General features: G+C 63.3%; 23 protein-coding genes. 6 read left to right on the top strand and 17 right to left on the bottom strand.

The features are described from left to right. Nucleotides 1-579, bottom strand: a complete 579-nt coding sequence (locus tag ACMT3I_RS11560; RefSeq protein ID WP_414804636.1) for a DUF2127 domain-containing protein — start codon at nucleotides 577-579, stop codon at nucleotides 1-3. 233 nt (nucleotides 580-812) lie between these two features. On the opposite strand from ACMT3I_RS11560, the gene ACMT3I_RS11555 reads away from it, so the two are divergent. Further along, a complete protein-coding gene (locus ACMT3I_RS11555; RefSeq protein ID WP_414804635.1) occupies nucleotides 813-1,751 on the top strand; it encodes a phospholipase in 939 nt (312 codons plus the stop codon). Between the two features lie 82 nt (nucleotides 1,752-1,833). On the opposite strand, the gene cls is transcribed toward ACMT3I_RS11555, so the two are convergent. After that, nucleotides 1,834-3,306: a cardiolipin synthase gene (gene cls, locus ACMT3I_RS11550; RefSeq protein WP_414804634.1), complete on the bottom strand. Its 1,473-nt coding sequence runs from the start codon at nucleotides 3,304-3,306 to the stop codon at nucleotides 1,834-1,836. 69 nt (nucleotides 3,307-3,375) lie between these two features. Between cls and ACMT3I_RS11545 the strand changes: the two genes are divergently transcribed. Then, nucleotides 3,376-4,020 (top strand): dienelactone hydrolase family protein, encoded by a 645-nt coding sequence (locus ACMT3I_RS11545; RefSeq protein WP_414804633.1) that lies wholly within the window; start codon nucleotides 3,376-3,378, stop codon nucleotides 4,018-4,020. 3 nt (nucleotides 4,021-4,023) lie between these two features. Here the strand turns inward: ACMT3I_RS11545 and ACMT3I_RS11540 are convergent, their stop codons facing one another. Together ACMT3I_RS11540 and ACMT3I_RS11535 are read right to left on the bottom strand one after the other, a co-directional pair. Next, complete coding sequence (locus tag ACMT3I_RS11540) at nucleotides 4,024-6,021, bottom strand: YhgE/Pip domain-containing protein (RefSeq protein WP_414804632.1); 1,998 nt, start codon at nucleotides 6,019-6,021, stop codon at nucleotides 4,024-4,026. Beyond that, nucleotides 6,018-8,912: an MMPL family transporter gene (locus ACMT3I_RS11535; RefSeq protein ID WP_414804631.1), complete on the bottom strand. Its 2,895-nt coding sequence runs from the start codon at nucleotides 8,910-8,912 to the stop codon at nucleotides 6,018-6,020. The genes ACMT3I_RS11540 and ACMT3I_RS11535 overlap by 4 nt, the downstream gene beginning before the upstream one ends. Before the next feature lie 260 nt (nucleotides 8,913-9,172). Between ACMT3I_RS11535 and ACMT3I_RS11530 the strand changes: the two genes are divergently transcribed. Next, nucleotides 9,173-9,838: a TetR/AcrR family transcriptional regulator gene (locus ACMT3I_RS11530; protein WP_414804630.1), complete on the top strand. Its 666-nt coding sequence runs from the start codon at nucleotides 9,173-9,175 to the stop codon at nucleotides 9,836-9,838. 13 nt (nucleotides 9,839-9,851) lie between these two features. On the opposite strand, the gene ACMT3I_RS11525 is transcribed toward ACMT3I_RS11530, so the two are convergent. Both ACMT3I_RS11525 and ACMT3I_RS11520 read right to left on the bottom strand, forming a co-directional pair. After that, nucleotides 9,852-10,367, bottom strand: a complete 516-nt coding sequence (locus ACMT3I_RS11525) for a DinB family protein (protein ID WP_414804629.1) — start codon at nucleotides 10,365-10,367, stop codon at nucleotides 9,852-9,854. 101 nt (nucleotides 10,368-10,468) lie between these two features. After that, nucleotides 10,469-11,746 (bottom strand): serine hydrolase domain-containing protein, encoded by a 1,278-nt coding sequence (locus ACMT3I_RS11520; RefSeq protein ID WP_414804628.1) that lies wholly within the window; start codon nucleotides 11,744-11,746, stop codon nucleotides 10,469-10,471. A gap of 168 nt (nucleotides 11,747-11,914) precedes the next feature. On the opposite strand from ACMT3I_RS11520, the gene ACMT3I_RS11515 reads away from it, so the two are divergent. Beyond that, entirely contained in the window at nucleotides 11,915-13,120 is a 1,206-nt protein-coding gene (locus ACMT3I_RS11515; RefSeq protein WP_414804627.1) for a trans-sulfuration enzyme family protein, read from the top strand. Between the two features lie 18 nt (nucleotides 13,121-13,138). Here ACMT3I_RS11515 and ACMT3I_RS11510 read toward each other — a convergent pair whose 3' ends face one another. Beyond that, nucleotides 13,139-14,425 (bottom strand): ATP-dependent DNA helicase, encoded by a 1,287-nt coding sequence (locus ACMT3I_RS11510; protein WP_414804626.1) that lies wholly within the window; start codon nucleotides 14,423-14,425, stop codon nucleotides 13,139-13,141. Nucleotides 14,426-14,563: 138 nt separating this feature from the next. Between ACMT3I_RS11510 and ACMT3I_RS11505 the strand changes: the two genes are divergently transcribed. Continuing rightward, entirely contained in the window at nucleotides 14,564-15,607 is a 1,044-nt protein-coding gene (locus ACMT3I_RS11505) for a hypothetical protein (RefSeq protein WP_414804625.1), read from the top strand. Between the two features lie 44 nt (nucleotides 15,608-15,651). Here ACMT3I_RS11505 and ACMT3I_RS11500 read toward each other — a convergent pair whose 3' ends face one another. The 6 genes from ACMT3I_RS11500 to ACMT3I_RS11475 form a co-directional block, all read right to left on the bottom strand. After that, the gene (locus ACMT3I_RS11500) at nucleotides 15,652-17,631 is read right to left on the bottom strand and encodes a cytochrome c oxidase assembly protein (protein ID WP_414804624.1); all 1,980 of its coding nucleotides are present in this window, start codon (nucleotides 17,629-17,631) and stop codon (nucleotides 15,652-15,654) included. A gap of 265 nt (nucleotides 17,632-17,896) precedes the next feature. Beyond that, entirely contained in the window at nucleotides 17,897-18,184 is a 288-nt protein-coding gene (locus ACMT3I_RS11495) for an HU family DNA-binding protein (RefSeq protein WP_414804623.1), read from the bottom strand. 299 nt (nucleotides 18,185-18,483) lie between these two features. Beyond that, entirely contained in the window at nucleotides 18,484-18,789 is a 306-nt protein-coding gene (gene rpsN / locus ACMT3I_RS11490) for a 30S ribosomal protein S14 (RefSeq protein ID WP_414804622.1), read from the bottom strand. 2 nt (nucleotides 18,790-18,791) lie between these two features. Further along, a complete protein-coding gene (rpmG, locus tag ACMT3I_RS11485; RefSeq protein WP_066598602.1) occupies nucleotides 18,792-18,959 on the bottom strand; it encodes a 50S ribosomal protein L33 in 168 nt (55 codons plus the stop codon). Then, nucleotides 18,959-19,195, bottom strand: a complete 237-nt coding sequence (gene rpmB / locus ACMT3I_RS11480; RefSeq protein WP_414804621.1) for a 50S ribosomal protein L28 — start codon at nucleotides 19,193-19,195, stop codon at nucleotides 18,959-18,961. Before rpmB ends, rpmG begins: the two co-directional genes overlap by 1 nt. Nucleotides 19,196-19,418: 223 nt before the next feature. Further along, nucleotides 19,419-21,044 carry an MFS transporter gene (locus ACMT3I_RS11475; RefSeq protein ID WP_414804620.1) on the bottom strand — a complete coding sequence of 542 codons (1,626 nt, stop codon included), beginning with the start codon at nucleotides 21,042-21,044 and terminating at the stop codon, nucleotides 19,419-19,421. A gap of 114 nt (nucleotides 21,045-21,158) precedes the next feature. On the opposite strand from ACMT3I_RS11475, the gene ACMT3I_RS11470 reads away from it, so the two are divergent. Further along, nucleotides 21,159-21,941 (top strand): alpha/beta fold hydrolase, encoded by a 783-nt coding sequence (locus ACMT3I_RS11470; RefSeq protein WP_414804619.1) that lies wholly within the window; start codon nucleotides 21,159-21,161, stop codon nucleotides 21,939-21,941. Between the two features lie 27 nt (nucleotides 21,942-21,968). Here the strand turns inward: ACMT3I_RS11470 and ACMT3I_RS11465 are convergent, their stop codons facing one another. The 4 genes from ACMT3I_RS11465 to ACMT3I_RS11450 form a co-directional block, all read right to left on the bottom strand. Further along, a complete protein-coding gene (locus tag ACMT3I_RS11465) occupies nucleotides 21,969-24,053 on the bottom strand; it encodes an iron ABC transporter permease (protein ID WP_414804618.1) in 2,085 nt (694 codons plus the stop codon). A gap of 26 nt (nucleotides 24,054-24,079) precedes the next feature. Further along, nucleotides 24,080-25,144 carry an iron-siderophore ABC transporter substrate-binding protein gene (locus ACMT3I_RS11460; RefSeq protein WP_414804617.1) on the bottom strand — a complete coding sequence of 355 codons (1,065 nt, stop codon included), beginning with the start codon at nucleotides 25,142-25,144 and terminating at the stop codon, nucleotides 24,080-24,082. 26 nt (nucleotides 25,145-25,170) lie between these two features. Next, entirely contained in the window at nucleotides 25,171-26,016 is an 846-nt protein-coding gene (locus tag ACMT3I_RS11455; RefSeq protein ID WP_414804616.1) for an ABC transporter ATP-binding protein, read from the bottom strand. 151 nt (nucleotides 26,017-26,167) lie between these two features. Continuing rightward, the gene (locus tag ACMT3I_RS11450; RefSeq protein ID WP_414804615.1) at nucleotides 26,168-26,578 is read right to left on the bottom strand and encodes a Fur family transcriptional regulator; all 411 of its coding nucleotides are present in this window, start codon (nucleotides 26,576-26,578) and stop codon (nucleotides 26,168-26,170) included. Nucleotides 26,579-26,630: the final 52 nt, after the last annotated feature.

The following is a 26,630-nucleotide window of genomic DNA, read 5'->3' as shown; positions in this document are numbered from 1 at the left end:
TTACAGCGTAGATGCGTCGTCCGGCTTATCCGCGTCTGGGCTGTCCGCAGCAGGCTTGTCCATCCGCGCGCTGGCCACCTCCGCCCGAATCTCTCGGTACTCCCGATAGACGAGGTAGATGATCGCCACGTCAAGCAGCGTGAAAATCAGCATCCAGACCGTGGGCTGCGTGAGGAGCGCGTACACCTGATAGACGAGGAACAGGCTCAGCAGGGCGAGGGCAAACGGATACGCCCAATAGAGCTTCTTGAGGAGGCAGTACACCAGTGCCAGCTTCACCACCCCGTGCAGGATCAGGAAGAGGATCACGAAGGTGAGGGGCCCGTATGCCAGGTCGTGATCAAGTCGAGCGATGTATTCGGCGAGATCGTGCCTGAACTCCGATGGCTCGGCCGCCAGATCATCCGCTGCCCTGCCGAGCAGGCCAGCCAGCGCCCCGGGAGCCAGCCACAATAAAAGGCCGACGGCTAGCTCCACGGCACCGTCGATGCCTTTGAGCACTACGCCGATGTCATAGAACCGGTCGAGCACGGTCGGCCGCGAACGCGTGCGGGACGGACCCGAATTATCGGTAGCCATGCGGCCATTGTGCACCCCTGCAACCACATCCGCGCAGAAATTAAAGTGCTGATCAAGGCCGGCGAATCGGCCGAATGCACGTGTTGCACAGGTGAAACTGAGGGATTATCCAGAAAGGTCTTGCATGATTGCAACTTCGCGAATGAGCAACCCGAGCTCATCCACAACACCGGAGTGACCAGGATTACGCGCGACATGCGCGGCGATACCGGCTGCTCACAAATTTGGAAGTAATGCATACCGACAAAATTGAATCATCCGTAGCGCCCGTATCAACCAGCACCACCGGAACCCCCAGCGCCACGCGCAAGAACCGCAACTCCCAGCAGCGCAACCGTCGCCGCTTGATCGCAGCAGGAGCAACAGTGCTCTCGGCCGGACTCCTCGTTGGCTCCATTTATCTTGACGATGCAGCAACTCCGCCGGCTAACGCCATCTCAGCGAGTGCAGCAGAAGGCGTGCAGTCCAGCTCGCACATCCAGCTGACGTCGTTCCTCACGCCGAACCGCGAGCGCACCCACGAGTACGCAGAGTCAACCATCGCATCGGCCAACCAGGTCATCGCCAGCGCGCAGGGCAAGGTTGACGCCACTCCGCTCGTGTCATCGGTCGCCTCACTCGGCAACTACCGTTCTCTAGACTCCGTCACCATTGCCAGCCTCGCGAAGACGACACAGACCACTGCACAGTCGGTCCAGGCCGCCGCCGCAGAGGTTGACCGTGTTGCAGCAGAGGCCGCCGCGGCTGCACAGGCCGCCGCAGAAGCACAGGCAGCAGAAGCCGCAGCCGCGGAAGCTGCAGCTCGGGCCACTGCACAGGCCGCGGCAGACGCCGCAGCCCTCGCTGCCTCCAGCGCTTCGAAGACGCCGGCCGCCGCGAAGGCAGTCGCCCGCAGCATGGCCTCCTCTAACTATGGCTGGGGCGAGGGTGAGTTCAGCTGCCTCGTCAACCTGTGGCAGAAGGAATCCGGCTGGTCTTACACGGCATACAACTCGAACGGTGGCGCCACCGGTATCCCGCAGGCACTTCCGGGCAGCAAGATGGCCTCTGCCGGCTCAGACTGGCAGACCAACCCGAGCACGCAGATCGCCTGGGGACTCCAGTACATCAAGAGCTCGTACGGCTCACCCTGCTCCGCATGGTCACACTCCCAGGCAATGAACTGGTACTAAACCCGCATCAGCAGCATCACGAAGCGCGGCCTCGGTTTTCGAACCCGGGCCGCGCTTCTGTATGTCCGGGAGCAGACCAGCCCTACTGCAGACCCGAGGTCAGCCTGGCCAGGTTGTCGAGCACGCTTGAGCGCAGCGGCCGCTTCAGCCACTCTTCCAGCGTCAACTCCCGACTGACGGCGCGATAGCCGGCTTCGATCTCGCGCATGTCAGCAACGAAGCTGCGCCCGCGCACCATCAGAGACACCTCCATGTTCAGACTGAACGAACGGATGTCCATATTGCTCGACCCGATCACTGCCACGTCTTCATCGATGGTGAAGTGCTTAGCGTGCAGGATGAACGGCGCTTTGTACATCCAGATCTGCACACCGGCCCGCAACAGCGCCTCGTAGTACGAGCGCTGCGCGTGGAAGACGAGTGCCTGGTCGCCGATCTCCGAGACGAACAGCTGCACCTCGACGCCCCGCTGCGTCGCGGTCGTGATGGCGTACATCATCGACTCGTCTGGCACGAAATACGGACTCGTGATGATGATGCGCTCTTCTGCGTTGTAGAGCAGCGCGAGAAACAGGCGCAGATTGTTTTCACCCTCGAACCCCGGCCCGCTCGGCACGACCTGGCAGTCGAGCGGTGCGTTCGGGTTGTCCATGACATCCGCTTTAATCGGTTCGATCTCGCGGCTGAGCAGTTCGTCGGTCTCGCTGAACCAGTCGGTGATGAAGATCGCGTTGACGCCAGACACGATCGGACCGTGCAGCCGCGTCATGAGGTCTTGCCACTTCAGTCCCCGTTTGATGTTCTTCCGGATGTTGTAGCTGCGGTCGATCATGTTCTGCGACCCCATGAACCCGACATGGCCATCGATCACCAACAGCTTGCGGTGGTTGCGGAGGTCCGGGCGCTGGTACTTACCCTTCAACGGCTGCACAGGAAGCATGAAGTGCCACTGCACACTGATTTCGTTGAGCTTGGCCACCGTCTCCTTATGCCGCGGAGACCGCATGGATGCCACGTAGTCGAGAAGTACCCGCACGACGACACCGCGCTTGCCGGCGTTGTCGAGGGCCTCGAAGAAGTCGGCAGTGACATCGTCGTACGACATGATGTAGAACTCGCAGTGCACGAATCGCTCAGCGCGGTTGACGTCGGCTGTCATCGCAGCGATTGACTCGCCATAGTCGCCGAGCAAGGTGGCCGAGTTACCGCCAACGAGGGGCATCGCGCCCAGGGTGCGATTCAACCGCACCACAGACTCCAGCCACTTGGGCCACGGATGCTTGCGCAGCACCAGATCCATGCCTTCAGTGCTGTCAAGGATGAACGTATTGATCTGTTCCTGCTTCAGACGCCGTGACTTCGGCAGCTTCGAGCTGCCGATCAACAGGAAGAACAGCAGCCCGACATACGGAATGAAGAACACGGCCAGCAGCCAGGCCGTGGCGGCCGTCGGTTTGCGATTGCGCGGAATGACGATGAGCGCGACGATTCGAATGATGAAATCGATCACCAGCAAGGTGGGACTTATCACAGCCGACAGGTCGAAATCGGTCATCTGATCCCCCGTCTAAAGCGCAATGTTTTCCCTCACCGTAGTCTGTATCAACGGGTTAGGGTGGGCAGCATGGCACTCGTCCAGATCCCCTTTCCCGGGCTCCCCCTCGAGTACGGCCGCACCAGCAACCCCGTTGTGGTCATCGTGCACGACTGGTACGGGCGGCTCCCGTGGCTGGAGGACTACGGTCGCGCCATCGCCCAGCAGGGCTTCCACGTGCTCATTCCCGATCTCTACAACGGATGGGCGACCACCGACGAAGCAGCCGCAGAGGGCCTGCTCGACAAACTCGACCTGGCTGGCGCGCTCGACCACATCGGCGACCTCGCACGCAGTGAACGAGCAGCAGGAGCGCCTCACATCGGATTGATCGGCTTTTCGATGGGCGGCTGGTTCTCGCTCACCCTGGCCAAGTCGGGTGAGATTGATGCCGCCGTCTCCTATTACGCCACACTCGACGATGACGAACATCGGGTGCTGCCGTGCCCGGTGCAGCTGCATTTCGCCGAGATCGACGAGTGGGCGCCGTCCGGCGACCCCGACTCGTTCGTCGAACGGCTCAGGGAAGACGGCACAACCGTCGAACGCCACGACTATTTCGGCACGGAGCACTCATTCGCCAACGCCTCAGTCCCCGATCTGCTCGACAAGAACGCCGCGGCACTCGCTTTTGCGCGCACCACGTCATTTCTGCAGCGCCAGCTCATCGACTAACCGCTAGGCGGTCGCGAGCACCAGCTGGCTGGTCGTGACCGTGCGCTTGCGCGCGATGGCCAGCGTGGTGATCAGGAGTGAGGCGAGAGCCCAGACGACAAGTCCGACGATCGCTCCGCCACCGGCGCCGCCCGAGATCACAGCGCGGAAGGCCTCCTGGGCTGGCTGCACCGGCATCACGCCGAGCACGTCGTCGAGCAACGCCGGAGCCGTCGCAATGATGCTCGTGCCGATGAGGACCAGTGCAATGATCATCGAGACGAACCGACCTGCGCCACCGAGCAGGGCTACGAGCGCCTGGTTGGTCGCGGCGAATGCGATGCCGACAAGGACGGCGATGCCCGTGAAGGCGAACCATCCGCCCACGTCGAGATCGACCACAGTAGACAGGATCCCGGTGACGAAGAGCCCTTGCAGCGCACCGACGAGTGCGGCGGGCAGCAGCGCCTTGACGGCGAGCGAGAGTGACGACCTGGTCGAACCGAGCGCGCTGGTCGGGACCGCGCGAAGCACGATCAGGCTTGCGAGACCGCCGAGCCACAGGGCGAGCGTGGCGTAGAACGGAACGCCGTTCGTGCCGAAGCCGATGCCGCTTGAATCGTTGGTGACCACAGGCTGGGCCACGACAGTAGCCAGCTGGGTGCGCTCATCATCCGAGTATGTGGGCAGCTGGTCGACAGCCGTTTTCAAGCCGGTGGCCAGCGAGGCCGCACCATCGTTCGCGCTTGCAACGCCATCGGCGAGGCCCTGTGCGCCCTCGGCCAGCGTCGAGACGCCGTCCGACAGCTCTGCGGTGCCGGAGTTCACAGCGGATCCGGCTGCGGCCAGGGCTGCAGCACCGGATGCCGACTGACCGATTCCGGCGGTCAGCGCGGGCATCCCAGCAGCGAACTGCGACATTCCGGCTGCGACCTGACCTGCTCCGCCCGACAACTCGGTCGAGGAAGACACAGCGCTGAGGGTGCCTGCTGCCGTGCCGACAACAGTCGCAATCGAACCGACCTGCTGCTGGATCGACTGGCAGAGGGCGGGGTCCGCCGGTGCCGAAGCTCCGGCCGACGGGGTGCAGACTGCCACCGCTATGCCCTGCAACGCGGCGAGCTGCGCCTGCAGCTGCTCAGCCTGCTGGGCCATGACGCCGTTGACCTGAGTGATGCCGGTCGCGACACCCTGCGCACCGCTGGCCAGCTGGCCAGCCTGGTCGGGGAGGGCTGCCGTCTGTTGCTGCAACGTAGTGAGTCCGCCCGACAGCTGCGAAACACCATCGGTCAGCTGCGAAATACCTGATGAGAGGCTAGAGGCACCTGCCGCGAGCTCTGAGGTTCCGTCGGCGAGCGACGTGGCGCCATCCGACAGCGCTGTCGCGCCGGAGGCCAGCGAGCCAGCCCCGGTCGCAGCTGTTCCCAGCTGGTCGCCCAGCGTATTGAAGCCGAGGTAGATGTTCTCGAGGTAGGTCGTGGTGAGCTGGTTGCCGACCAGGCCGGCAGCCGTGGTTGTGATGACCTGGCTGATGGCGTCATCCACGAGCCGACTCTTGTCGCTCGTCGAGACGTCGATCGTCGCCTGCTCGGCATCCGCTGCATCGCCAGAGAACGAGGTGGCCGCTGCCGAGAAGTTCTCTGGAATCGTCACCACAGCGGCGAAGCGGCCACTGGCCAGCCCATCCGCTGCGTCACTCTCATCGGTGATCACCCAGTTGTAGTTGAACGAACTGTCAGTGCTGGCGGTATCGCTCTCGCTGCCGGACGCCGAGTCGGCTCCCCCGACGAGGCCTGCAGAGAGTTGCCGACCGAGTGGAACCATCTGGCCGTCGATCGTGACGGGTGCGTCGTTGTTGACTATCGCGGCATTCACGGTGTCGAGGCGGTCCTGTGGGTTCCAGAGGGACCAGATCAGGATGCCGGCGATCACCAGCGGTACCAGGATGACGCCGACGATCGATAACCAGGTCACCCTGCCGTTCGTGCGGGCGAGACCAAGACGTGCGAGCGGGGTGCTCATGCGGTCACCTCTTCGGTGTGAGACAGGTCGGACGAGGACAGAAGCACGGTTTCGGCGACATCAGCGCCGGGAATTGCATCGAGGATCAGGTCGGGATGCGTGGTGCCGACGACGATCGCCAGCGTGCGTCCCGACTGGCTGGCCGTGACGCCGGCCGAGACCAACAGGTCGTAGATGTTGCGGCGCACAACTGCATCGCTCACGTGGTCAAGACCGTCGATCGCGATCATCCGCGGCTTCTCCCGCAGCGCCGCAGCCATCGTGCGTGCCGGGTCAGCAGCCTCGCCGAGCGAGACGAATGCGACCCGAGAGCGCACCGATGCCGCCCGCACAGGCAAGACGAAGCCGGCCACTTTGAGGCGTCCCGCATCCGCTTCCATTCGGCCGGAGACGGTGAGCACCAGCGCGGTGACTGACACCTCACGCTCGCTGCTGATCACCAGCGTGCCGTTCTCGGGCAGCGAGAACGCGACATCCGAATACAACGGGGTGCCGGCGGCAGACAGGGTGAGACCCTCGGCATTCGCCACGTCGTGCGAGCCGGCTGCCGGCCAGTTGCGCAGCGCAAGTTCCTTGTGCAGGCCATCCCCCTCGACGTCGAACGACGGCAGGATGCGGTCGAGCCACTTCGGCATGTACCAGGCCTTGTCGCCGAGCAGCGCGAGCACTGCAGGCACCAGGGTCATCCGCACGATGAATGCGTCGACGAATACACCGACGGCCAGACCGAGCGCGATGGGCTTGAGGTTGACGTCGCCCTCCGGAACGAATGCGGCAAAGACGGCAAACATGATGATCGCGGCAGCCGTGACGACCTTGGCCGAGCCGACGAAGCCGGTCTCAACCGACTGCCTCGCCTTGCCCGAATGCACGAAGTCTTCGCGCATGCGGGCGACGAGGAACACCTCGTAGTCCATGGCCAAACCGAAGAGCACACCCATCAGGATGATCGGCATGAAGCTGATGACCGGGCCTTCTCTCGTCACGTTGAGCAGGTCGGCGAACCAGCCGTATTCGAACACCAGGGCGACGACGCCGAACGAGGCGGCAACACTGAGCAGGTAGCCGAGCGTCGCCTTGATCGGTACGGCAATTGAGCGGAACACCATGGTGAGCAGGATCAGCGAGAGGCCGACGACGATCAGGCCGAATGGAACCAGGGCGCCGCCGAGCTTGTCCGACACATCGATGCCGACGGCGGTGAACCCGGTGACCGACACGTCGATGCCGTATTCGTCGAGGAAATGCTGGTGCAGTGAGCGCAGTTCACTGACAAGCGCCTTGGTCTCTTCAGAGTCGGGGCTGCCGGTGGGGATGACCTGCACGATTCCGGTGTCTGCTGCCTCGTTCGGGGTGGAGAGCGGCACAGCTGCGACACCGTCGAGGCCAGCGATCTCGTCGCCCAGGTCATCCATCAGGCCAACGGGGTCAGTGCTCGAGACGATGCTGCCCGTGACGATCAGCGGACCATTGAAGCCCTGACCGAAGTGCTCAGAAACGAGGTCGTACGTGATGCGCGCCGAGTTGTCCTCCGGCAGCCCCCCGGCATCCGGCAGGGCCAGGCGCAGTCCGAGCGCTGGGGCGGCAACGAGCCCGAGCCCGACGACAACGGCGACGATGGTTACGATCGGGAAGCGCGTGACAGCACGCACCCAGCCCACGTAGAAGCGGTTCTTGCCGGCGTGCAGTTCGGCGGATGAGGCGCCAGCGGCTGCGGGGTGGCCGGTGTACTCGCCGCTGGTTTCGTCCGTTGTCATGGTGGCTGTTGGCGCATCTGCTGCCGTGGTGGCTGGCGCGGTTGCCAGCGCGGCTGCCGGCGTCGCGACGGCCTTGCGGCCCCGGCGGCGCGAGCTCGTGGTGCGCGAGCGCTTCGGACGCAGACGGTCGCCGGCGAATCCGAGGAAGGCGGGGATCAGCGTCAGCGAAACAAGCACCGCGACCGCCACACCCACGGCGGCTGCGACACCCATTGTGGTGAGGAACGGGATACCGGCGACGCTCAAGCCGACGAGCGCGATCATTACGGTCAGACCAGCAAAGATGACGGCGGAACCGGCGGTTGCCACGGCGCGTGCCGCCGACTCCTCGGCGTCGAGGCCGTCTGTGAGCTGCTCCTGGTGTCTCGCAATGATGAAGAGCGCATAGTCGATGCCGACCGCCAGTCCCAGCATGAGCGAGAGCATCGGGGTCGTCGAGGTGATCGGGCCGAAGGCCGTTGCGACGAAGATCAGCGCGATGGAAATGCCAACACCGAGCAGGGCGCTTGCGAGCGGCATGCCGGCGGCCAGGAACGAACCAAAGGTGAGGATGAGCACCAGCAGGGCAACTCCGACACCGATGAGCTCGATGAGGCTGAGCGCTGGGAAGCTCTGACTGAACAGCTGGCCGCCGAGCGAGGCGACAGCGTCCTCCGGAAGCGCGGCCTGCAGTGCGGCAGTCTCGTCTTCGAGTGCCTGCGTGGTGTCGGGGGTGATGTCTGAGGCTTCGCCGTCGAGTTGCACGCTGATGAGCGCGGCCGTCGCGTCGTCGCTTACCGCACCAGTGAGGTTTTCATCGAACGGTGAGACTGCCTGCGCGACCTGGTCGAGGTCGTCAATCGCGGTGATGGCATCCGTGATGGCTGTCTTCATCGCGTCGTCTTCGACGGTGCTGCCCTCTGGTGCGACGACGATGATCTGGGCCGATGCCCCACTCACCTGCGGGAACGTTGTCGCCAGGGAGTCGAGTGCTTCCTGCGATTCTGTTCCGGGGATGGAGATCGCGTTGTCGAGGCCCTGATTGAAGACCAGCGCACCACCACCAACGAGGGCGAGCACCAGGATCCAGCCCACGAGCACCAGTCGCCTGGCCTTGAACGCCCAGCGGCCGAGCGAATACAGCAGTGAGGACACGCGATCTCCCTAGAAGAGTGTGCTGATGTGGTGCAAAGAAAAGTCTCGAGGAGTGAACGCGCGCAGTCGCTGCGGGCGTTCTAAATACAACGCCGTATCCAATACGCAAACGTATCCAATACATTCGTGTATCGCAATTTCTCCCAGCAACGTTTCAGCCTGTGCGTGTCGATTCAACGCATAAGAGGCACTTGCGCATCAAATATCCCCCAGATTCGATACAGTGGTGTATCGCAATCTACTGTTTTTAAGGTGGCAAGATGCAGCAGCATGTGGCCCACGAGGTCGGTCAGGGTGACACCGCCCGGCGACGCAAGACCCGCGAGCGTCTGCTCGAAGCCGCATACGAGGTGTTCGCAGAAACCGGCGTGCACGCCTCAAGCGTCGAGGCGATCACCGAGCGCGCCGGGTTCACCCGCGGCGCCTTCTACTCGAACTTCGACTCAAAAGAAGAGCTGTTCTTCGCGCTGGCCGAGCGCGAGATGCTCGCCCGCTTCAATGAACTGCAGCAGGGCATCGATGAGATCCTCCCTGGCCTTGACGCGACGTCGGCGACAGACAGCGTTTCTGTCTCAGACATCGTCACCTCCTTCCTCAACCTGCAGATGGATGATCGACGCTGGACCCTCATGCAGTCAGAATTCCGCCTCCACGCCATGCGCGACATCAGCCAGGCCGCACGGTTCCTTGAGTATCAGCACGATTTTCGACTCCGCCTGGCCGAGCGGCTCGATGCGGCCCTGGCCAGCGTCGGGCTGAAGTTCATCATGGATTCAGTGGACGCCACGCGGATGATCATCGATGTCTGCGAGTCAGCAATGCAGGAATCGATCCTGTCAAACGATAAATCCCCGAACGTTGCAACCTCGCCATATGCGGTCCGCACGCTCCCGCTGGTGATCATCGCGCTGACAACGCCCCTCTGACCCTGATTCGGCGTCAGCTCACATCGTGCAGGTGATGGGCGGGGTCATGCACGAAATACTGCCCCATCGTCGTCACGGTGAACGATGCACCGTCGCTGCGACGCCCCGACCTGTCGCGTTCGTCTGCAGGAACAGCTTCGAATGCGGATGCCACCACCTCGGCAGCTGCCGCCAATTCTGTGGCGACCGTCGCCGGGTCTTGCTCGTTGTATCGTTCGGCAATCGCCGTGGCGTCCTGGTCCCAGTTCGCAAACAACGGGTCATCCTCGTTGCGCATCAGCGCCAGGCGTACGGCAAAGATCCGAAAGACGTCTCGCACGTGCACTGCGTATTCCAGCGCGGACCAGGTGTGGTCATCAGGGCGCACCGCGACATCCGCTCGCTTGAGAACGGGAACCCACGCGGCAGCATTCTCCCTGACCAGAGTCGGTATTTCGTCGAAATCCACCGCCGCAGACACAAAGCCGCATTCGGGGCAGGGTCGCTCAAGTACCCAGGTCCAGTCTTTGCTGTCAGGCGTGATCGTCATGCCTCAAGCCTAAGGATCGAGCAGAATCGACGCCCCCGATATCGTGCCAATGATCAACGAAGTACTGACAGCGGATGCCCGGTGGGCGACCACTGGACGGGTCAACCTGCAGGCGGCTGGCACACGGCACCGGCCTTCATCGCCGCAGTTGCCTGATCTTCTGACCACGGCAGCTCGAGCCCGGGTGCTCGGGCTCCCCCGACGGCAGGGGCCTGGGCGGCGATCGACACGAATCGCTCCGCCAGCGCCTCGGCGAAACCGACTCCCGCCGTCGAGTTGTTCAGCATCACCACGACGGTCAGGCCGCTGTCCGGGTCGGCAAACGCCGCAGTGACGAAGCCAGGGATCGAACCGCTGTGCCCGCGCATCGGACCCAGTTGCTGCACGCCGAGACCGTAACCCTGCCAGGACGCCGCGTTGGCGCCCTTCGGGATCGTTGTCCACTGCGCGGTGGCCGACTTCTTCGACACCAGAGAACCCTCAGCTAGTGTGCGCGCCCACTTCGACAGGTCGCCGACAGTGGATACGACTCCCCCAGACACCCACGACATCGAGTTCGACAACGCAGTGTCATTGACCATCGGGTCGCAGACAGTTGAACCGTCGGCATTGATCCCAGCTGAATAACCCTGAGGAGCCGGCGCGGGAAGCGAGAAATCGCTGCGGTCAGGGAACGAGGTGTCGTCCATTCCCACGGGATCAAAGATGTACTGCTTGTACAGCGAATCCCAGCTCTGGCCGGTGGCCGCCTCTAGCGCGAGTCCGAGCATCACGAACCCGGAGTTGGAATCCGCCCACCCGCCACCGGGAGTTTCCGTCCGTTCCTTGGCAAGCCCGGTCGAGAGCAATTCCACAGGTGGCCAGATCCTCGTCGGATTGCGCACGAACTGTGTGGCGAGATTGGTGGTGTAGTCAGCGATACCCGACGTGCCCTGGCAGAGCTCACCGAGGGTGAAGTCCTCGGCATCCGGCATCCGGGTGAGGTATTTCGAAACCTTGTCGTCGAGCGCAACCTCGCCGGTATCGACAAGCTTGAGCAATACGGTGCAGGTCATCGGCCTGGTGGTTGAGCCGATGCGAAAGTGCATGTCCGCTGCCATCGGCGTCGCGCCGCCAATCGTTGTCGTGCCGCTGCCGACGACCCATTTGCCGCCCCAGGGTGCCGACACGTCGGCGATTCCGCCCGAGGACGCCGACCAGGCGATTCCGTCGGCAAGAGCGGCGTTCAGCTTCTCGGTGGTCGCCGCGTCGAAGGCACTTGAAAGCTGCCCGTGGCCGTCGATCGCCGCATCTGCAGCTGGTGTACACCCCGAAAGTCCTAGTGCTGCGATGGTGAGCATCGCCAGCAGTGCAGCACCCCTGGCGTTCTTTTTGTGCATATTCATGGCTTCCCCAAACCGACGAACTTCCCCCTGTACTTGGGATACTACCTGCGCCGAAAGCGCAGAGGGTCATTCCTAAGAATGACGTTCTGGCCACAAATTTACTCAGCGTCATGCAAGGTAAGAACCGTGCATCAATGCCCGAATCGGCACTAGTGTCGAGCAATGACCGGCCGCCCAGATAAGCACCTGCCCGCAACGCTCGCCGAGTTCTCTCGAGCCGTGCATGCCGGCAACGTGGTGGATGCCGGCAGCGGCGCCATCCGCACACCGATTGTGATGGCGAATTCATACGCGTTGCCGGCGGATCCATCGTCGGTGAGCTGGTCGGGCACCGACATCCCGCTGTACACGCGCAATTCCGGCGCCAATCAGCTGGGCCTGCAGCAGAAACTGGCGGCACTGGAAGGCGCAGAGGATGCCGTTGCATTGGCCAGCGGAGTTGCCGCCCTGCACGCGGTGTTCTTCACCCTGCTGCGTAGTGGAGACCATGTCGTTGTCGCGAGTGTCACGTATGAGGCGACCTACCGTCTGCTGACCGAGCTGCTGCCCGAGAAATACGGCATCCACGCCACACTGGTCGATGCCAGTGACCCGGAGGCGGTGCGTGCAGCGATCACCCCCGAGACCCGGCTCATCCACGTCGAGGCCATTGCCAATCCGACGACCGCCGTCTCCGACATTGCGGCAATCGCCGAGGTCGCGCACGAGGCAGGCGCACTGCTCGTGGTCGATTCCACCTTCACTCCCCCGCCGCTGCTCCGGCCGATTGAGCTCGGAGCCGACCTCGTCGTGCACTCGCTCACCAAGTACATCAACGGGCACGGGGATGCCATGGGCGGTGCCGTCATCGGCCGTCGCGACCTGGTGCAGCTGGTCAAGAACGACGCGATGGTCGATGTGGGCGGTGTGATCAGCCCGTTCAATGCCTGGCTGATCATGCGCGGATCGGTGACGCTGCCGCTCCGGCTGCGTCAGCACATGGCATCCGCCGCCCGGATCGCCGAGTTTCTGGATGCCGACCCCCGTGTGGCATACGTGGCGTACCCCGGTCTGGCCTCGCATCCGCAGCACAACGTCGCAGTGCGACAGTTCAGCCATGGGTTCGGCGCCATGTTGGCATTCGCCGTCGATGGTGATTCCGAAACTCAGAACCGCTTCGTCGCCAACCTGCGCCTGATCACCTCGGCAGTGTCGCTTGGGCATGACGAGTCGCTCATTGTGCACGTGGGCACTGAGGGTGCACGAGTCGCGCACTATCCCGAGGAGTTCAAGCGCTTCGGGCACCTGCGTTTCTCGGTGGGGCTGGAAGACACCGACGACCTCATTGCAGACCTGCGCGGAGCGCTCGATGCAACTTTCGCGGTCTGATCAGGTAATTAATTCCGGTCAGACCGGGCGCGCACTCGCGCTCATGAAGCGCTGCACGTTCTCGTCGACCATGATGTCGCTCGGGCGCAGTGGCCTGGTGAGATAGAGACCCTCCAGGCTGGTGAGCCGGCTGAGGGCGACATATGTCTGTCCGGGGCTGAAGGCGCGGGCACCCAGGTCGACGACTGCACGCTCGTAGGTCGCACCCTGCGACTTGTGAATGGTGACGGCCCAGGCCAGGCGCAGCGGAAACTGGGTGAACTCGGCGACCACGTTGCGGCTGAGTTTCTTTGTTGTCGGGTTATACGTGTACTTGTACTTTTCCCAGATCGCCGGCTCAACCTCGTGCGTTTCACCGTCGATGTCGACATAGACCGTCGAATCGATCTTGGTCACGGTACCGATGCTGCCGTTCACCCAGCGAACGCCACCGTCGGCAGGTGAGTCGTTGCGCAGGAACATCACCTGCGCGCCGACCTTGAGTTCAAGCGTCTCGTCGGCAGGGAACGTGCGGCCACCGAAGTCACCTGTCACGTCGGCTTTCGCCGTCAGCGCGCGGCCGGAGAGCTTTTTCAGAGCCGATGCGTTGATGCGGTTCACCGCGTCGTTGCGGGTCGCCAGGGTGATCGCGCCCTCTGTCGGCGCTGGGCGTGCGCCCATCGCGTTGAGCGCGCCGGCGATCTCGGCGGTGACCTGGCCGTGGCGCACAGCGTTGAGCATGAACTTGAAGTCGGCATCACGCTGGCGGTGCACATTAGACAGCTCGAAGATGCGCAATTCGGCATCGCGCCACACCTTGGCATCGAAGAACCAGAGGGAGCGATAGGTATCGGCAAAGTAGGCGCGCTCATCGGCATCACCCGGCACGGGAGCCAGCTGGTACGGGTCACCGAACAGCACGATCTGTACGCCACCGAATGTGTCATTCGGGCGCTGCCTGGCCTGCCTGAGGCTGCGGTCGATGGCATCCATCAGGTCGGCATTCACCATCGAGACCTCGTCGATCACCAGGGTGTCGATGGTGTTCAGGAGTTTGCGCACCTGGTCGTTCTGATCGATCGGGTGGTCGGCGATCACACCGATGGGCAGCCGGAACAATGAGTGGATGGTCTGGCCGCCCACGTTGAGCGCGGCGACACCGGTGGGCGCTGCAATCACGATCTGCTTGCTGGTGTTCCACGACAGGTGGTTCAGCAGGGTTGACTTGCCCGTACCGGCACGGCCCGTGACGAACACGTTCTGCCTGGTGCCCTCGATGGCGGCAAACACTTCTGCCTGCTCGAGCGACAGCGGAAACTCAGACACAATGACACTCTCACCTTGACGACCGGGACATCCAACTGTAACCGTCCTCGCCGGTAACCGGCTGGTTATCCCCACCCTGCCACGCCAGCTGGGTCATCACCGCGAGGTTACCCAGTCAGGGTTGCATAGAATGGGGCGGTGAGCACCGGGGGCGAGGGGAAAAAGCGCGGTCAATTTCGCGCGATCATCGCTATTTGTGTTGTCGCGATCCTGCTCGTCATTGCCCTCGTTTCGGCCATCGGAGCACTCAACCGCGATGTATACAGCGCCGGTGGCTTCGTTCGCCAATACCTTGACGCCCTCGCCAGAAAAGATACTGTCGGCGCCCTCGCGCTTGCCGGCGTTGAGCCCACGAACGCATCCCTCGAGGCAGCTGGCCTCCCCCAGAACCTGCCAGACACGCTGTTGCGTCCCTCTGTCCTTGGCGATCTGACCGACATCAGGCAGGTCAGCGACACCGAGACATCACCCGGCACGCACACCGTCGTCTACGAGTTCAGCGTCGACGGCGAGGTCGCGAGTATGTCGTTCTCCGTCCGCGGTGATGGCACATTCGCTGGCGTCTTCAACAGCTGGAGCTTCGCAGCCAGCCCACTCGCGGTTCTCCAGGTCACCGTGCTGCATGCGGCGACCTTCACGGTGAACGGCCTCACGCTCGACACCCGAGCGCTCGACAGCGCTGACGACCCTGCAACCTTTTCGAACCAGGCCGCTTACCTCGCTTTCGCTCCCGCGCGCTATACGGTGCAGCACGATTCAACACTGCTGGGCTCTGATCAGGTCATCACAACAGTGACGCAGGCAGCCGCCGTGGACGTCACTGTTGACGCCCAACCGAACGCGAACATGATTTCGCAGGTTCAGAGCGAGCTCAACAACTACCTGGACAGCTGCGCAGAGCAGCAGGTGCTCCAGCCCTCGAACTGCCCGTTCGGCATCGAGATCAATGATCGAGTCAAGGGCCTTCCGACCTGGAGTATCCCGAATTACCCCGCCGTCACGCTCTCACCCGGCCAGACAACCTTCGACATGGCGCCCACTCCTGGCGTCGCGCACATCGTCGTCGAGGTGCAATCACTCTTTGATGGTGAGATCAGCACCAAGAACGAGGATGTCGATTTCGAGGTGGGCCTGAGCGTCACCGTCAACGGTGACGGCTCCCTCGTCATCCAACTGCACTAGTCCGGCTGCACTCGTCCGGCTGCACTCGTCGCGCATCCGCTCAGCTACTTGCTGTCGCGCGCCGACAGCTTCTCGAGGCGCGCGTTGTACTCGGTGAGCTCTGCTTCGCCGGTGCGGTCGGCATTACGGTCGAGGCGCCGGGTCTCTTTCTCGTCGCTTCGGCTCCACTGGATGGCCACGGTGATGGCCAGCGCAATCGTCGGGATCTCGCCGATGCTCCAGGCGATCCCGCCGCCGTTCTGCTGATCGAGCAGCGGGTTCGGCCCCCACGTGCGCCCCATGGCGCCGTACCAGTCGGCCAGGAACAGCCCGGTTCCGGTCATGATCGCCAGGCCGAAGAAGGCGTGGAAGGCCATCGTGCCAAGCAGCAGGAGCAGACGGAAGGGATACGGCAGCCGGTATGGCACCGGATCGATGCCGATCAGGGACTGGACGAACAGGTACCCGGTGATCAAAAAGTGGATGATCATCCACTGGTGCCCGATGTGGTCGGTTGTCGCCCAGCTGAACAGCGATGAGTAGTAGAACACCCAGAGCGACCCCGCGAAGAGCAGCGCTGCGACGATCGGGTTGGCCAGGAAACCGGCCGGCTTTGAATGCACGGCGAGCAGCACCCACTCGCGCACTCCCCTGCTGCCGTCCTTGCGCTTCTTTACGGCCCTCGCAATGAGCGTGACGGGCGCACCGGGAACCAGCAACACGGGTACCAGCATTGTCAGCACCATGTGCATCATCATGTGGGTCGAGAACAGGTACTTCTCATACACGCTTACGCCACCGTTGGTGATGTAGAACAGCACGAGCATGCCTGCGATCCATAGCGCCGTGCGGTAAATGGGCCACTTGTCGCCGCGACGGCGCAGGCGCACCACTCCTGCAACGTAGAAGAATATGCCGAAGCCGCAGAAGAGCATCCAGGCGATATCGAAGTTCCACACCGTGAAGTACTGCGAGAACGTGAGCTCGGGCGGCAGTGCCTCGCCGGTGAGGATCTGCGCCGGAGTCGATGTCGGGATTTCAGTCACCACGGTCTGGGCGACCGGGGTTGCGGTGCGCGCCAGTGCGGCGGCCACACCGGATGCCACACCCATGAAGGCGAGTTCGGCGACGACAAGCCACCAGAACCAGCGTCCTGCAGGGTTGGCGCTCTTCTGCATCTTGCTGATGAAGTAACGACGCTGCAGGATGCCGAAGAAGCCCAGCACGATGAGCGAAGCGACCTTCATCAGCACCAGGATGCCGTATGGGGTGAGCAGGTTGTCAAGGGTGCCGATGCGCAGCTCGGCGCTGACGTAACCGGAGGCAGCCACCACCACGAAGCAGACGATCGCCAGCGTTGAATATCGGCCGATGATCGCCGTGAGGCGTCCGCCATCCAACTGCTTTCGCAGTACGACGATGGTGAGCAGCCCGCCCAGCCAGACGGCGGCGAATGCCAGGTGCAGGCCGAGGGCGGTGATTGCGGCGTTGTGGCCCTCAGCGCCCGCTGAGTGGCCCTGCTGGGCCATCGGGACCAGCGCGCCGATAGCCAGGACGGTGACAAAGACCAACGCTGTCTGGTTACGCACGGCAAAGCACAGCACGGTGACCGCCGCGGCAATGAGTGTCGTGGCGAGCCACGCCTGTCCGAGAGCGATTTCCGAGATGAACTGGCCGAGAGTGGCGCTGAAGCGATCATCGAAGCTGAGCGGCACGTTCGTGACCTGCAAGAACGTGAAGAAGCCCGTCGCAGCCGACGCGACGGTGAAGAATGCAGCGGATGCCGCCGCAAAGTCGAGCGCGCTGTTGAACTCACGTTCCTTGGGGCTCAGCGCAAAACAGGTGAGGACCAGGGCGCCGATCGTGCCAGCTGCGCCGATGTTGACGAACAGCTTGACGATGGGGAGTCCCCACCGAACTGCGGGGCCGGGGTCTGCCAGCAACTGCGGGTCGGCTCCCCCGCCGAACGCCAGTCCAAGAATCGTCGAGAGCACTGCGGCAAGCAGGAGGACGCTGGGGCCGATGATGCGTACTGAACGGGACACTAACCAAGCTTAACCGCCCCCGACCGCACCGAAGTCCGCCTCTGTCCGCCATTCCAGTGCGCGAAACCGGAGTTGTGGTCGTTATGACACCCACATAACGACCACAACTCCGGTTTCGCGGAGACATGCAGACACGAAAAAGGACATGCAGACACAAAAAAGGACATGCAGGCACAAAAAAGGACATGCAGGCAGGAAAAAGGACATGCAGACATAAAGAAAGGGCGCCGACCACTGGTCGACGCCCTTTACTCAGTATTGAAGACTACTTGGCGGCAGCCTTGAGCTTGCTACCAGCGGTCAGCTTGACGCGGTGGCCGGCAGCGATCTTGATCTCTTCGCCGGTCTGCGGGTTACGGCCGGTGCGAGCAGCGGTTGCGGTGCGCTCGACGCCGAGCCATCCCGGGATGGTGACCTTGCCGTCGTTTGCAACGGTGTCGGCGAGGGTCGCGAAGAAAGCGTTCAGAACGCCATCGACGGAAGCCTGGCTCTGACCGGACGCCGCGGCAACGGCGGCAACGAGCTCGGTCTTGTTCAGCGACTTGTCAGCCATTGAGTGTCCTCCTCGGACCTTGGTCTGTAAAAACAGCAATTTCTTTGTTCCAGAGAAGCTCAGAAAAACTCCGCTGGTGGTCGGTTCGACCGCGTTGAATCTAGCAGAAATCCGTGAAGTTCCGCGGATTTACGCGACTTTTGGGCCATTTCTCCCGGCGCGTCGCCCTGTTTTCGCTGTGCGCGGAAAACTACATGCGGTTGAACGGATATTCGGGGACGATAAAAAACGACGAAAGACAACAGAAGGGGATGCCGACTCGAAAGTCGACATCCCCTTCTGAAAGTTTCAGACCGGAATTACCAGCTGGACTTGGTGATGCCCGGCAGTTCACCCTTGTGGGCCATGTCGCGGAAGCGAACACGTGAGATACCGAACTTGCTGAGGTGTCCGCGGGGGCGTCCGTCAACAGCGTCGCGGTTGCGCACGCGCACCGGCGAAGCGTTGCGGGGGAGCTTCTGCAGGCCGAGGCGTGCAGCTTCGCGGGACTCGTCGGTTCCGTTCGGGTCGACGAGAGCCTTCTTCAGCTCCAGGCGCTTGGCTGCGTAGCGTGCCACGATCACCTTGCGCTTGTCATTCTTGGCAATCATGCTCTTCTTCGCCATGTTTAGCGCTCCTCGCGGAAGTCAACGTGCTTGCGCACTACGGGATCGTACTTCTTCAGCACGAGACGGTCGGGGTTGTTGCGACGGTTCTTCTTGGTGACGTAGGTGTAACCCGTGCCAGCCGTCGAACGAAGCTTGATGATCGGACGTACGTCCTGAGCCTTAGCCATTAGATTTTCTCCCCACGTGCGAGCAGGTCCTTAACAACCGACTCGATGCCACGGGCGTCAATGACCTTGATTCCCTTAGCTGAAAGCTGCAGCGTGACGCTGCGGCGAAGCGACGGAACAAAGTACGTCTTCTTCTGAATGTTCGGGTCGAAACGACGCTTGGTGCGTCGGTGCGAGTGCGAAATGTTGTGTCCAAAGCCGGGAATGGCTCCGGTCACCTGGCAAGTTGCTGCCATGGTTTCCTCCATATACCGAAGGGCGAGTGCCCTTCCCAAGATCTCTTGTCGGCGAACCAGAAACCACGCACTTCGAGAAGAGTGTGGGAGGCCAGTCCGCAATGCGCGCACAGATATGCACAGCAGCTATCAACATTACGCGCTCCGGGCGTGTCGCGCAAACCGAGGGTCGGGCGGATCCGGGATGGCGCGGTGCCGCTGACCCTGCGTCATCGTGAAGCCGTCACTCCGACGCCGCTGCGGGCAACGTCTCTTGCTGGATGGCGTCGAGCTTGCGGGGGCGGGGGATGGCCAAGGTGGTGATCAGGCCGAGCACGAGTACCCCAGAGCCGGTGAGCGCGACGAGCTTCGATGCGTCGATCAGGGCATCCGCTGCCGCCTGCCCCTGCTTGGCCGTCTCGGGATTGGCCTTCAGCTGGGGAATGATCGACCCGTCGGATGCCGTCACGGCGTCGGTGATCTTCGTCACCTGTGCGGTCGGAAGATTCTGGTCCTCGAGCGACGCCCTGGTTGAAGACCCGAGTACGGCGAGCAAGATCGCCCCCATAATTGCGATGCCAAACGCCGAACCGATCTGTCGCCCCGTCGACTGCGCGCCTGAGGCCTGGCCCGACTCGGCCTCCGGCACCTCGCTGAGCACGATGTTGGTCAGCTGGGAGGTGGTCATTCCTGTGCCGATGCCGTAGATGAACAGCCAGGCGGCGATGCCCCAGCCGGTGATGTCGGCCGAGATGCTGAGTCCGAGCCCGAACAGGGCCACTGCCTCAATCGCGACACCGATACGCACGATTGTGCGGGTGCTGAGGTGGTGCGCAAGGTTGGGAACCAGCGCAGAGATGAAGAACGTACCGATGGCGAGCGCAAAGATCAGCCAGCCAGTACCGAGCGCACTGAATCCGAGAGCGTTCTGCAGCAGCAGGGGCAGCACGAACAGCAGCCCGTACTCACCGAGCGCGATGATGAGCGACGTAGTGGCACCGAACCTGAACGTTTTGATGCGAAAGAGTGTGAGATCGAGCAGCACCGTCTTGCCCGCGCGCCGCCTGGAGCGTTCAAGCAGGATGAACCAGATCAGCGCGACGATCCCAATGCCGAAAGCGAAGGGGACGGGCGAGACAGAGCCATCCTTTTGCACGAACCAGCCGTAGAACTGTCCTTCGATCAGCCCGAAAACGATTCCGCCCATACCGATCGCCGACAGCACGGCTCCGCCGACGTCCAAGCCATGCGCACCCTCTTCAGAGTTCTCCTTGAGGAACAGAAACGCCCCGATGAGGACCAATACCGCAAACGGAATATTCAGCCAGAACGCCCAGCGCCACGTCACATCCGTTGCTAGCCAGCCGCCGACAAGCGGCCCGACTGCAGCCATACCGCCGATCACCGCCCCGTAGGTGGCGAAAGCAATAGAGCGATCGCGGCCGACGAACATCACGTTGAGAGTCGACAGGGCAGTCGGCATGATCATTGCCGCGCCGACACCCTCGATGAACCGCGCAGAAATCAGCATCTCGCCGCTCACCGCCGAGCCGGCGAGCACCGATCCGATGAGAAAGACGATCATCCCTGACACGAAAACGCGACGCCTGCCGTAGAGATCTCCGACTCGACCGACGGTGAGCAGCAGGGCTGCAAACACCAGGGAGTAGATGGCCGTCATCCACTCAACCTGCGAGGAGTTCATCTTGAGGTCACGGAGCACGACAGGGGTTGCGACATTGGCGATCGTCGAATCCATGATCACCAGCGCAACGCCGACAACAATCGTGTAGAGCGCCGGCAACTTTGCGGGATCAAGGTGACGCGCTGACCGTCCCCGCTTTTTACCGCCTGCAGCTGCTTTTTCCATTACCGAGCTCCCCCGAACGTCTGACGCTCAACAAGCCTGTATCTTTCGAGACTACGAGCATTGCCGGGGTTCGACGACCCCTCGGTTTCACAGCGGATGACGTACCGTAAACGGATGACGTATCTGCGGATCAATGAGGTGGACCTGTATTCAGAGGTCGACGGTGACGGCGATCCCGTACTTCTGCTTCATGGTGGTTTTTGCTCACTCGAGTCGTTGCGGGCCCAGTCCGATTCCCTGACGCAGCACTATCGTGTGTACGCGTTCGAACGCCCGGGTCATGGGCGGTCGGCCGACATTGCCGAAGACTTCAGCTACGCCAGGGGACTGGCAGACACAATCGCATATCTCGATGCCCATGGCCTCGAATCGGTGCATGTCATCGGCTACAGCGACGGCGCCATCCTCGGTGTGATGCTCGCGCTTGAGCATCCGGAGCGCGTCCGTTCCCTGGTCGCAATCAGCGCGAATCTCGACCCGTCTGCCTTCGATACCTCGGCCGACCACCAAGCCCTCCTGCTCACGCCACGCCCGCCTGCTGAAGCGGACGCCGGGGGACCGGCCGTCGAGAATCCTGACGTCGAGAAGCCCGACGTCGAGCGGATGCACTACGACAGGTTGTCTCCCGACGGCCCCGAGCACGCCGATATCGTGCTCAACAAGCTGTTCCGCCTGTGGACCACTGAGCCGCACATCGACCCGAGTGATCTCGCGGCGATCACCGCACCAACCCTCGTTGTCGCGGGCGACCGCGACTCCATCAGGCCTGAACACAGCCTGCGCATCGCGGCCTCGATTCCGGGTGCCCAGCTCTGCATCGTTCCCGGCGCGTCACACGGGCTCCTCGCCGAACGTCCAGAGCTGATCAGTACCGTCATCCGCGAGTTCTTGCCCTAGTCGACACCGGGCCGACGCGGACTCCCGCTACTCGCGGGAGCGGTGCAAGAGCCAGATGAAGTATGGCGCCCCGATCAGCGCAATCATCAAGCCGGCAGGTACCTGCGCCGGCGAGATGACGGTGCGACCGAGCGTGTCGGCGACGCACACGAGAAGGCCACCAAGCACCATTGCCATCGGAATCGTGCGACCGTGCTTGGCACCGACGATTGCCCGAGCCAGATGCGGGGCGACCAGGCCAACGAAACCGACTGCTCCGATGGCGACCACGCTGAGCGCAGCGAGAATGGCGGCGAGGGCGAGCATCCCCAATCGTGTGCGCTCGAGTCGCACGCCGAGGATACGCGGGGTGTCTTCGTCGATCGCGAGCAGGTCGAGCTGCCGCCGCATCCCGATCAGCAGCGGGATGGCAATAACAAGCGCGACGGCAACGGGCGCCACGTCGGGCAGCGTTCGTCCGTAGGTCGTTCCAGAGAGCCAGGTGAGGATGCGCGGAGTGTTCCACGGGTCGGCGCGGAGCAGCAGGAACGTGGTGATCGCGCTCAGACCGTAGCCGCAGCCGATTCCGATCAGGACGAATCGATCGGGCAGGAATCCGCCGCGCCACGTGAGCAACGCGATCAGGCCGAAGGTGGCCAAACCCATCACAACCGCCATGACGACGAGGAGTGGCCGCCCGCCACCCAGCGAGGTGACGACGATTACCGCGCCCAGGCTGGCACCGGCGGTGATGCCGAGGATGCCCGGTTCGGCGAGGGGGTTTCGGACAGTGCCCTGCACAACGCACCCGGAGAGCGCGAGTGCTGCGCCGGCGAGCACAGCGGCGGCCACGCGCGGCAGCCGATCGTCGAGCGCACGGCCGACAAGGTCAGAAGCACCACCCTGCAACCACAGGCCGATGTCTCCTGTGCGCAGCCACAGGCTGCCGGCCAGCATGCCGACAATGATCGCCCCGACGAGCAGCGCGGCCGCGATGACCAGAGCAGTCACGAACCGACGATGGGAACGCGGGCCACCGCGCGCCTGCGGAGGTTGGCGGACCGGACCTGAGTCGCGCAAACGGAGCGCAAGGATCACAATCACTGCTGCGCCGAGCAGCGCCGTCGGCACGCCCGTCGGGATCGACGTGGCGCCCTCAGCACCGAGGATCGCGCGCAACGTCGCGTCGGCGAGCAGGATCAGCAATGCGCCCAGGAGGCCGGAGACGGGGATGAGGTAGATGTGCCGGTTGAGCACTCGAATGCGGCTCGCGAGCAAGCGGGCGAGAACCGGGGCGCCGAGGCCGACGAAAGCAATGGGGCCGGCAAGCGTCACCGAGACACTCGTCAGGAAGACAGCGCACACCACGGCGATAATCCGCGTCGAACGCACAGGCACACCGAGCGACGATGCAGTGTCGTCGCCGAGGCCAAGCACGTCGAGGCGCCGCGACAACAACAGCGCTATCGCCAGCATGACAATGATGACTGGTGCAGCACGCACCGAGGCATCGAGATTGAGTTGTGCCAGCGATCCGCTGCCCCAGGCGAACAGCCCTGTGGTGTTCTCCTTGAACAGGATGAGGAGCATCGCCGTTGCCGCGTCGAGCGCCATTGCTGTCGCGGAACCGGCGAGGATGAGCCGGGTCGTGCCGGTACCCGCCGAAGTGCCTGCAAGGCCAAGCACGAGTGCGGCCGCGAGTAATCCGCCGATGAAAGCGACGCCGCTTGACGCCCAGAGAGGAACTGACAGGCCGAACGCGGCCACAGCGGAGAGGGCGAAGTACGACCCAGCGGTCACCGCGAGGGTGTCAGGAGACGCAAGCGCGTTGCGGCTGATTGACTGCAGCAATACACCGGCGACGCCGAGCGCGAAACCGACGGCCACACCGGCGAACAGCCGAGGAAGGCGTGATCCGGTCAGCACATCACTGACCGGCACGCCGTTCACGCTCTCCTGCGCGCCACCGAGGAGGCGCAGCAGACCCCACATGTCAACACCGGACGTTCCCTGAGTCACATGCCATAACCCGACGAGGATGACGGCAACGAGCAGGACAGCCAGTATGGCTGTCCCGCTCATTGCACTGCGGAGACCGATAGCGGATGACGGCCGCCTGAGAGTCGTGTCCACGCTAGGTGCTACTCGGGCGGGAAGGCTCAACCCTGCTGCTGCGTGAGGATGTCAACGTAGGCGTCGATTGCCTGCTGGTTGGACAGCGGACCGCCCGCACCCCATACGCCGGCGGGGAAGGCGTACGCCCGACCATCCTGTACAGAGGGGAGTGACGACCAGATGGAGCTCTTCTCGAGCTCGGCGACATAGCCATCAGCCGCTTCATCGCTTGAGTAGAAGAGAGTGGCGTTGCCGACGGCGATCAGGCCCTCAATGTCGGTCTGGCCGAGGCCATACGCGGGGTCGACGCCGCCGCTGCCGTATGCGGCATCGATTTCATCGGTCCACGCTGCGGTCAGGCCGAGCTCCTCGCCGAGCGCGGTGAAGAGGGCGCCCTGCCCGTAGGGGCGGATGGTGACGTTACCGCCCTCGATCCAGCCGTCGAAGAAGAGGAAGTCGGTGGTTGGCAGGGTCACAGATGCGACCTTGTCCTTGGCCGCAGCGAGGTGGGCGTCGAACTCGTCAAGTACCTGGCCGGCGCGCTCGGTGCGTCCCGTTGCCTCGGCGATCATCGAAAAGACGTTCTTCATATTGCCGATCTGGTCGGCGCCATCTGCACCCACAGTGGCGAGCACGGGAACGCCGCGCTCCTCAAGCTGGGCGATGAGTTCGTCGTCGGCGCTGAAGGCCTCGACGATGATGAGGTCAGGGTTCGTGGCGTACAGCGCATCCATGTCCGGCTCGCCGCGGGTGCCGATTTCGGCGACGCCCTCTGGGATGGTCTCTGCACTCACGTAGGTGGAGTAGCCGTCGGAGTCCGACACCGCGACGGGCGTGACACACAGCGTCAGGGCATCCTCGATCTGCTGCCATTCGAGCACGGCGATGCGCTCGGCAGGCTTGTCGAGCTCAACAGTGCGACCGACGCCGTCAGTCATGGAGACCGGATCGGTCGAGGTCTTCGTCGTGTCGGCCACGCACGCCGCCGAGGTCGATTCAGCGACGTCAGAACCCGCCGCGTCGACTGTCGTCGTGCCACAGGCGGTCAGGGTGAGAGCCGCGATGGCAAGCGTTGCCGCAGTGGCCGCGAAGGAACGGGGGCGGATCATTGATGGTCCTCTCAAAGGGGTCAGGGTCAGGAGTGAAGCTGAGCTGAGACGGCCCCGCGGGCGGAGTGTCGTCCGACAGGGTCGATACGGATACGGAGCGTGCCTGGATCGACGGTGACCTCGACGGGGATTTCGTAGACCTCGCTGATGTTCTGAGTCGTCAAAACGTCACTCGGGTCACCGGCAGCGTGGATGCGCCCGGCGGATAGCAGCAGCAGCGTGTCGGCGATTCTGGCCGCGTGATCGAGGTCGTGGAGCACGATGCCCACCGCCACACCATGCAGGTCGGCCAGATCGCGCACAAGGTCGAGGGTCTCAATCTGATAGCGCAGGTCGAGGTGGTTCGTGGGCTCGTCGAGCAGCACGACTCCGGTCTCCTGCGCTACACATGCAGCCAGCCAGACGCGTTGCACCTCGCCACCTGACAGCTCGCCGACAGGCCGGTCACCCATGTCGTGAACGCCAGTGGCACGCATCGCGTGATCGATCGATGCGCGGTCGGCGGGGGAGAGGCCCGCGAATCCTCGGCGATATGGATGGCGTCCGAACGCGACGACATCGCTCACCGTGAGGCCCTGAGGCGCAGGCCTCGATTGCGAGAAGAGAGTCACCTCGCGAGCGAACTGCCGTGCGCTGAGTAGCGACACCGCACGCTGGGGATGCCCATCGCGCGCGCCGAGCGTCACCTCGCCTGAATCAGTGGGATGCAGCCGGGCAAGTGAGCGAAGGAGCGTTGATTTTCCGCTGCCGTTCGGTCCGATGAGGGCGGTGACACGGCCAGGTTCGAGCGCCATCGAGACGCCGTGGATCACGGTGTCTTTGCCATACCGCAGGACGAGTTCTTCGCCACTCAGCGCAGTGTTCAACGTCATGCGTGTGATTCCTGGCAGGCGGCAATCGCGCGAGAAGCGCAGGACTGTGCGTCTGTCGTGGGCATGGGAACCTGTGTCCGAACGAAGGGGAGAGGTGAGAAGGTAAGCCTATCCTAATCGGACGCACGTGGTCGTGGAGCGCAGGGTGCCGCTATTCCGCAGGCGTGGCCGCGAGCGCAGAGCAGGTGGCGCAGAGCCCGAACACGTCGACGACGTGCGCGGCCTGGGTGAAGCCGTGCTCAGAGGCGACCGACCGCGCCCACTCTTCGACGGCATCCGCTTCGATCTCGACGGTGAGCCCGCAGTTGCGGCAGATCAGGTGGTGGTGGTGACTGTCGGTGCTGCAGGCGCGGTACAGGCTCTCGCCCTCCGGCGACTGCAGGGAATCGGCCTCACCCTGGGATGCGAGGTCGGAGAGCGCCCGATAGACGGTGGCCAGGCCAATGGGGGAGCCGGTCGCATGCAGGCTGGAGTGCAACGCCTGAGCACTGACGAATCCGTCGGTGGAATCGAGTGCGTCACGGACCGCTTCCCGTTGCCAGGTGTTCCTTTTCACTGCCATCACGTCACCTCGTTTCGTCGATCGGATGATTCTGCTGCCACCCTCGGCAGTA

The sequence above is a fragment of the Leifsonia sp. A12D58 genome, assembly GCF_047530025.1.
In the GTDB taxonomy this organism is placed as follows: domain Bacteria; phylum Actinomycetota; class Actinomycetes; order Actinomycetales; family Microbacteriaceae; genus Cryobacterium.
The sequence above is the reverse complement of the archived record's forward strand: the minus strand, read 5'-3'. Positions and strand labels throughout refer to the sequence as shown.

Excerpts from the sequence above, each read along its gene's own strand:
- ACMT3I_RS11560 (WP_414804636.1), bottom strand. The coding sequence starts at position 579 with ATGGCTACCGATAATTCGGGTCCGTCCCGCACGCGTTCGCGGCCGACC.
- ACMT3I_RS11555 (WP_414804635.1), top strand. The coding sequence starts at position 813 with ATGCATACCGACAAAATTGAATCATCCGTAGCGCCCGTATCAACCAGC.
- cls (WP_414804634.1), bottom strand. The coding sequence starts at position 3,306 with ATGACCGATTTCGACCTGTCGGCTGTGATAAGTCCCACCTTGCTGGTG.
- ACMT3I_RS11545 (WP_414804633.1), top strand. The coding sequence starts at position 3,376 with ATGGCACTCGTCCAGATCCCCTTTCCCGGGCTCCCCCTCGAGTACGGC.
- ACMT3I_RS11540 (WP_414804632.1), bottom strand. The coding sequence starts at position 6,021 with ATGAGCACCCCGCTCGCACGTCTTGGTCTCGCCCGCACGAACGGCAGG.
- ACMT3I_RS11530 (WP_414804630.1), top strand. The coding sequence starts at position 9,173 with ATGCAGCAGCATGTGGCCCACGAGGTCGGTCAGGGTGACACCGCCCGG.
- ACMT3I_RS11525 (WP_414804629.1), bottom strand. The coding sequence starts at position 10,367 with ATGACGATCACGCCTGACAGCAAAGACTGGACCTGGGTACTTGAGCGA.
- ACMT3I_RS11520 (WP_414804628.1), bottom strand. The coding sequence starts at position 11,746 with ATGCACAAAAAGAACGCCAGGGGTGCTGCACTGCTGGCGATGCTCACC.
- ACMT3I_RS11515 (WP_414804627.1), top strand. The coding sequence starts at position 11,915 with ATGACCGGCCGCCCAGATAAGCACCTGCCCGCAACGCTCGCCGAGTTC.
- ACMT3I_RS11495 (WP_414804623.1), bottom strand. The coding sequence starts at position 18,184 with ATGGCTGACAAGTCGCTGAACAAGACCGAGCTCGTTGCCGCCGTTGCC.
- rpsN (WP_414804622.1), bottom strand. The coding sequence starts at position 18,789 with ATGGCGAAGAAGAGCATGATTGCCAAGAATGACAAGCGCAAGGTGATC.
- rpmG (WP_066598602.1), bottom strand. The coding sequence starts at position 18,959 with ATGGCTAAGGCTCAGGACGTACGTCCGATCATCAAGCTTCGTTCGACG.
- rpmB (WP_414804621.1), bottom strand. The coding sequence starts at position 19,195 with ATGGCAGCAACTTGCCAGGTGACCGGAGCCATTCCCGGCTTTGGACAC.
- ACMT3I_RS11475 (WP_414804620.1), bottom strand. The coding sequence starts at position 21,044 with ATGGAAAAAGCAGCTGCAGGCGGTAAAAAGCGGGGACGGTCAGCGCGT.
- ACMT3I_RS11470 (WP_414804619.1), top strand. The coding sequence starts at position 21,159 with ATGACGTATCTGCGGATCAATGAGGTGGACCTGTATTCAGAGGTCGAC.
- ACMT3I_RS11460 (WP_414804617.1), bottom strand. The coding sequence starts at position 25,144 with ATGATCCGCCCCCGTTCCTTCGCGGCCACTGCGGCAACGCTTGCCATC.
- ACMT3I_RS11455 (WP_414804616.1), bottom strand. The coding sequence starts at position 26,016 with ATGACGTTGAACACTGCGCTGAGTGGCGAAGAACTCGTCCTGCGGTAT.
- ACMT3I_RS11450 (WP_414804615.1), bottom strand. The coding sequence starts at position 26,578 with ATGGCAGTGAAAAGGAACACCTGGCAACGGGAAGCGGTCCGTGACGCA.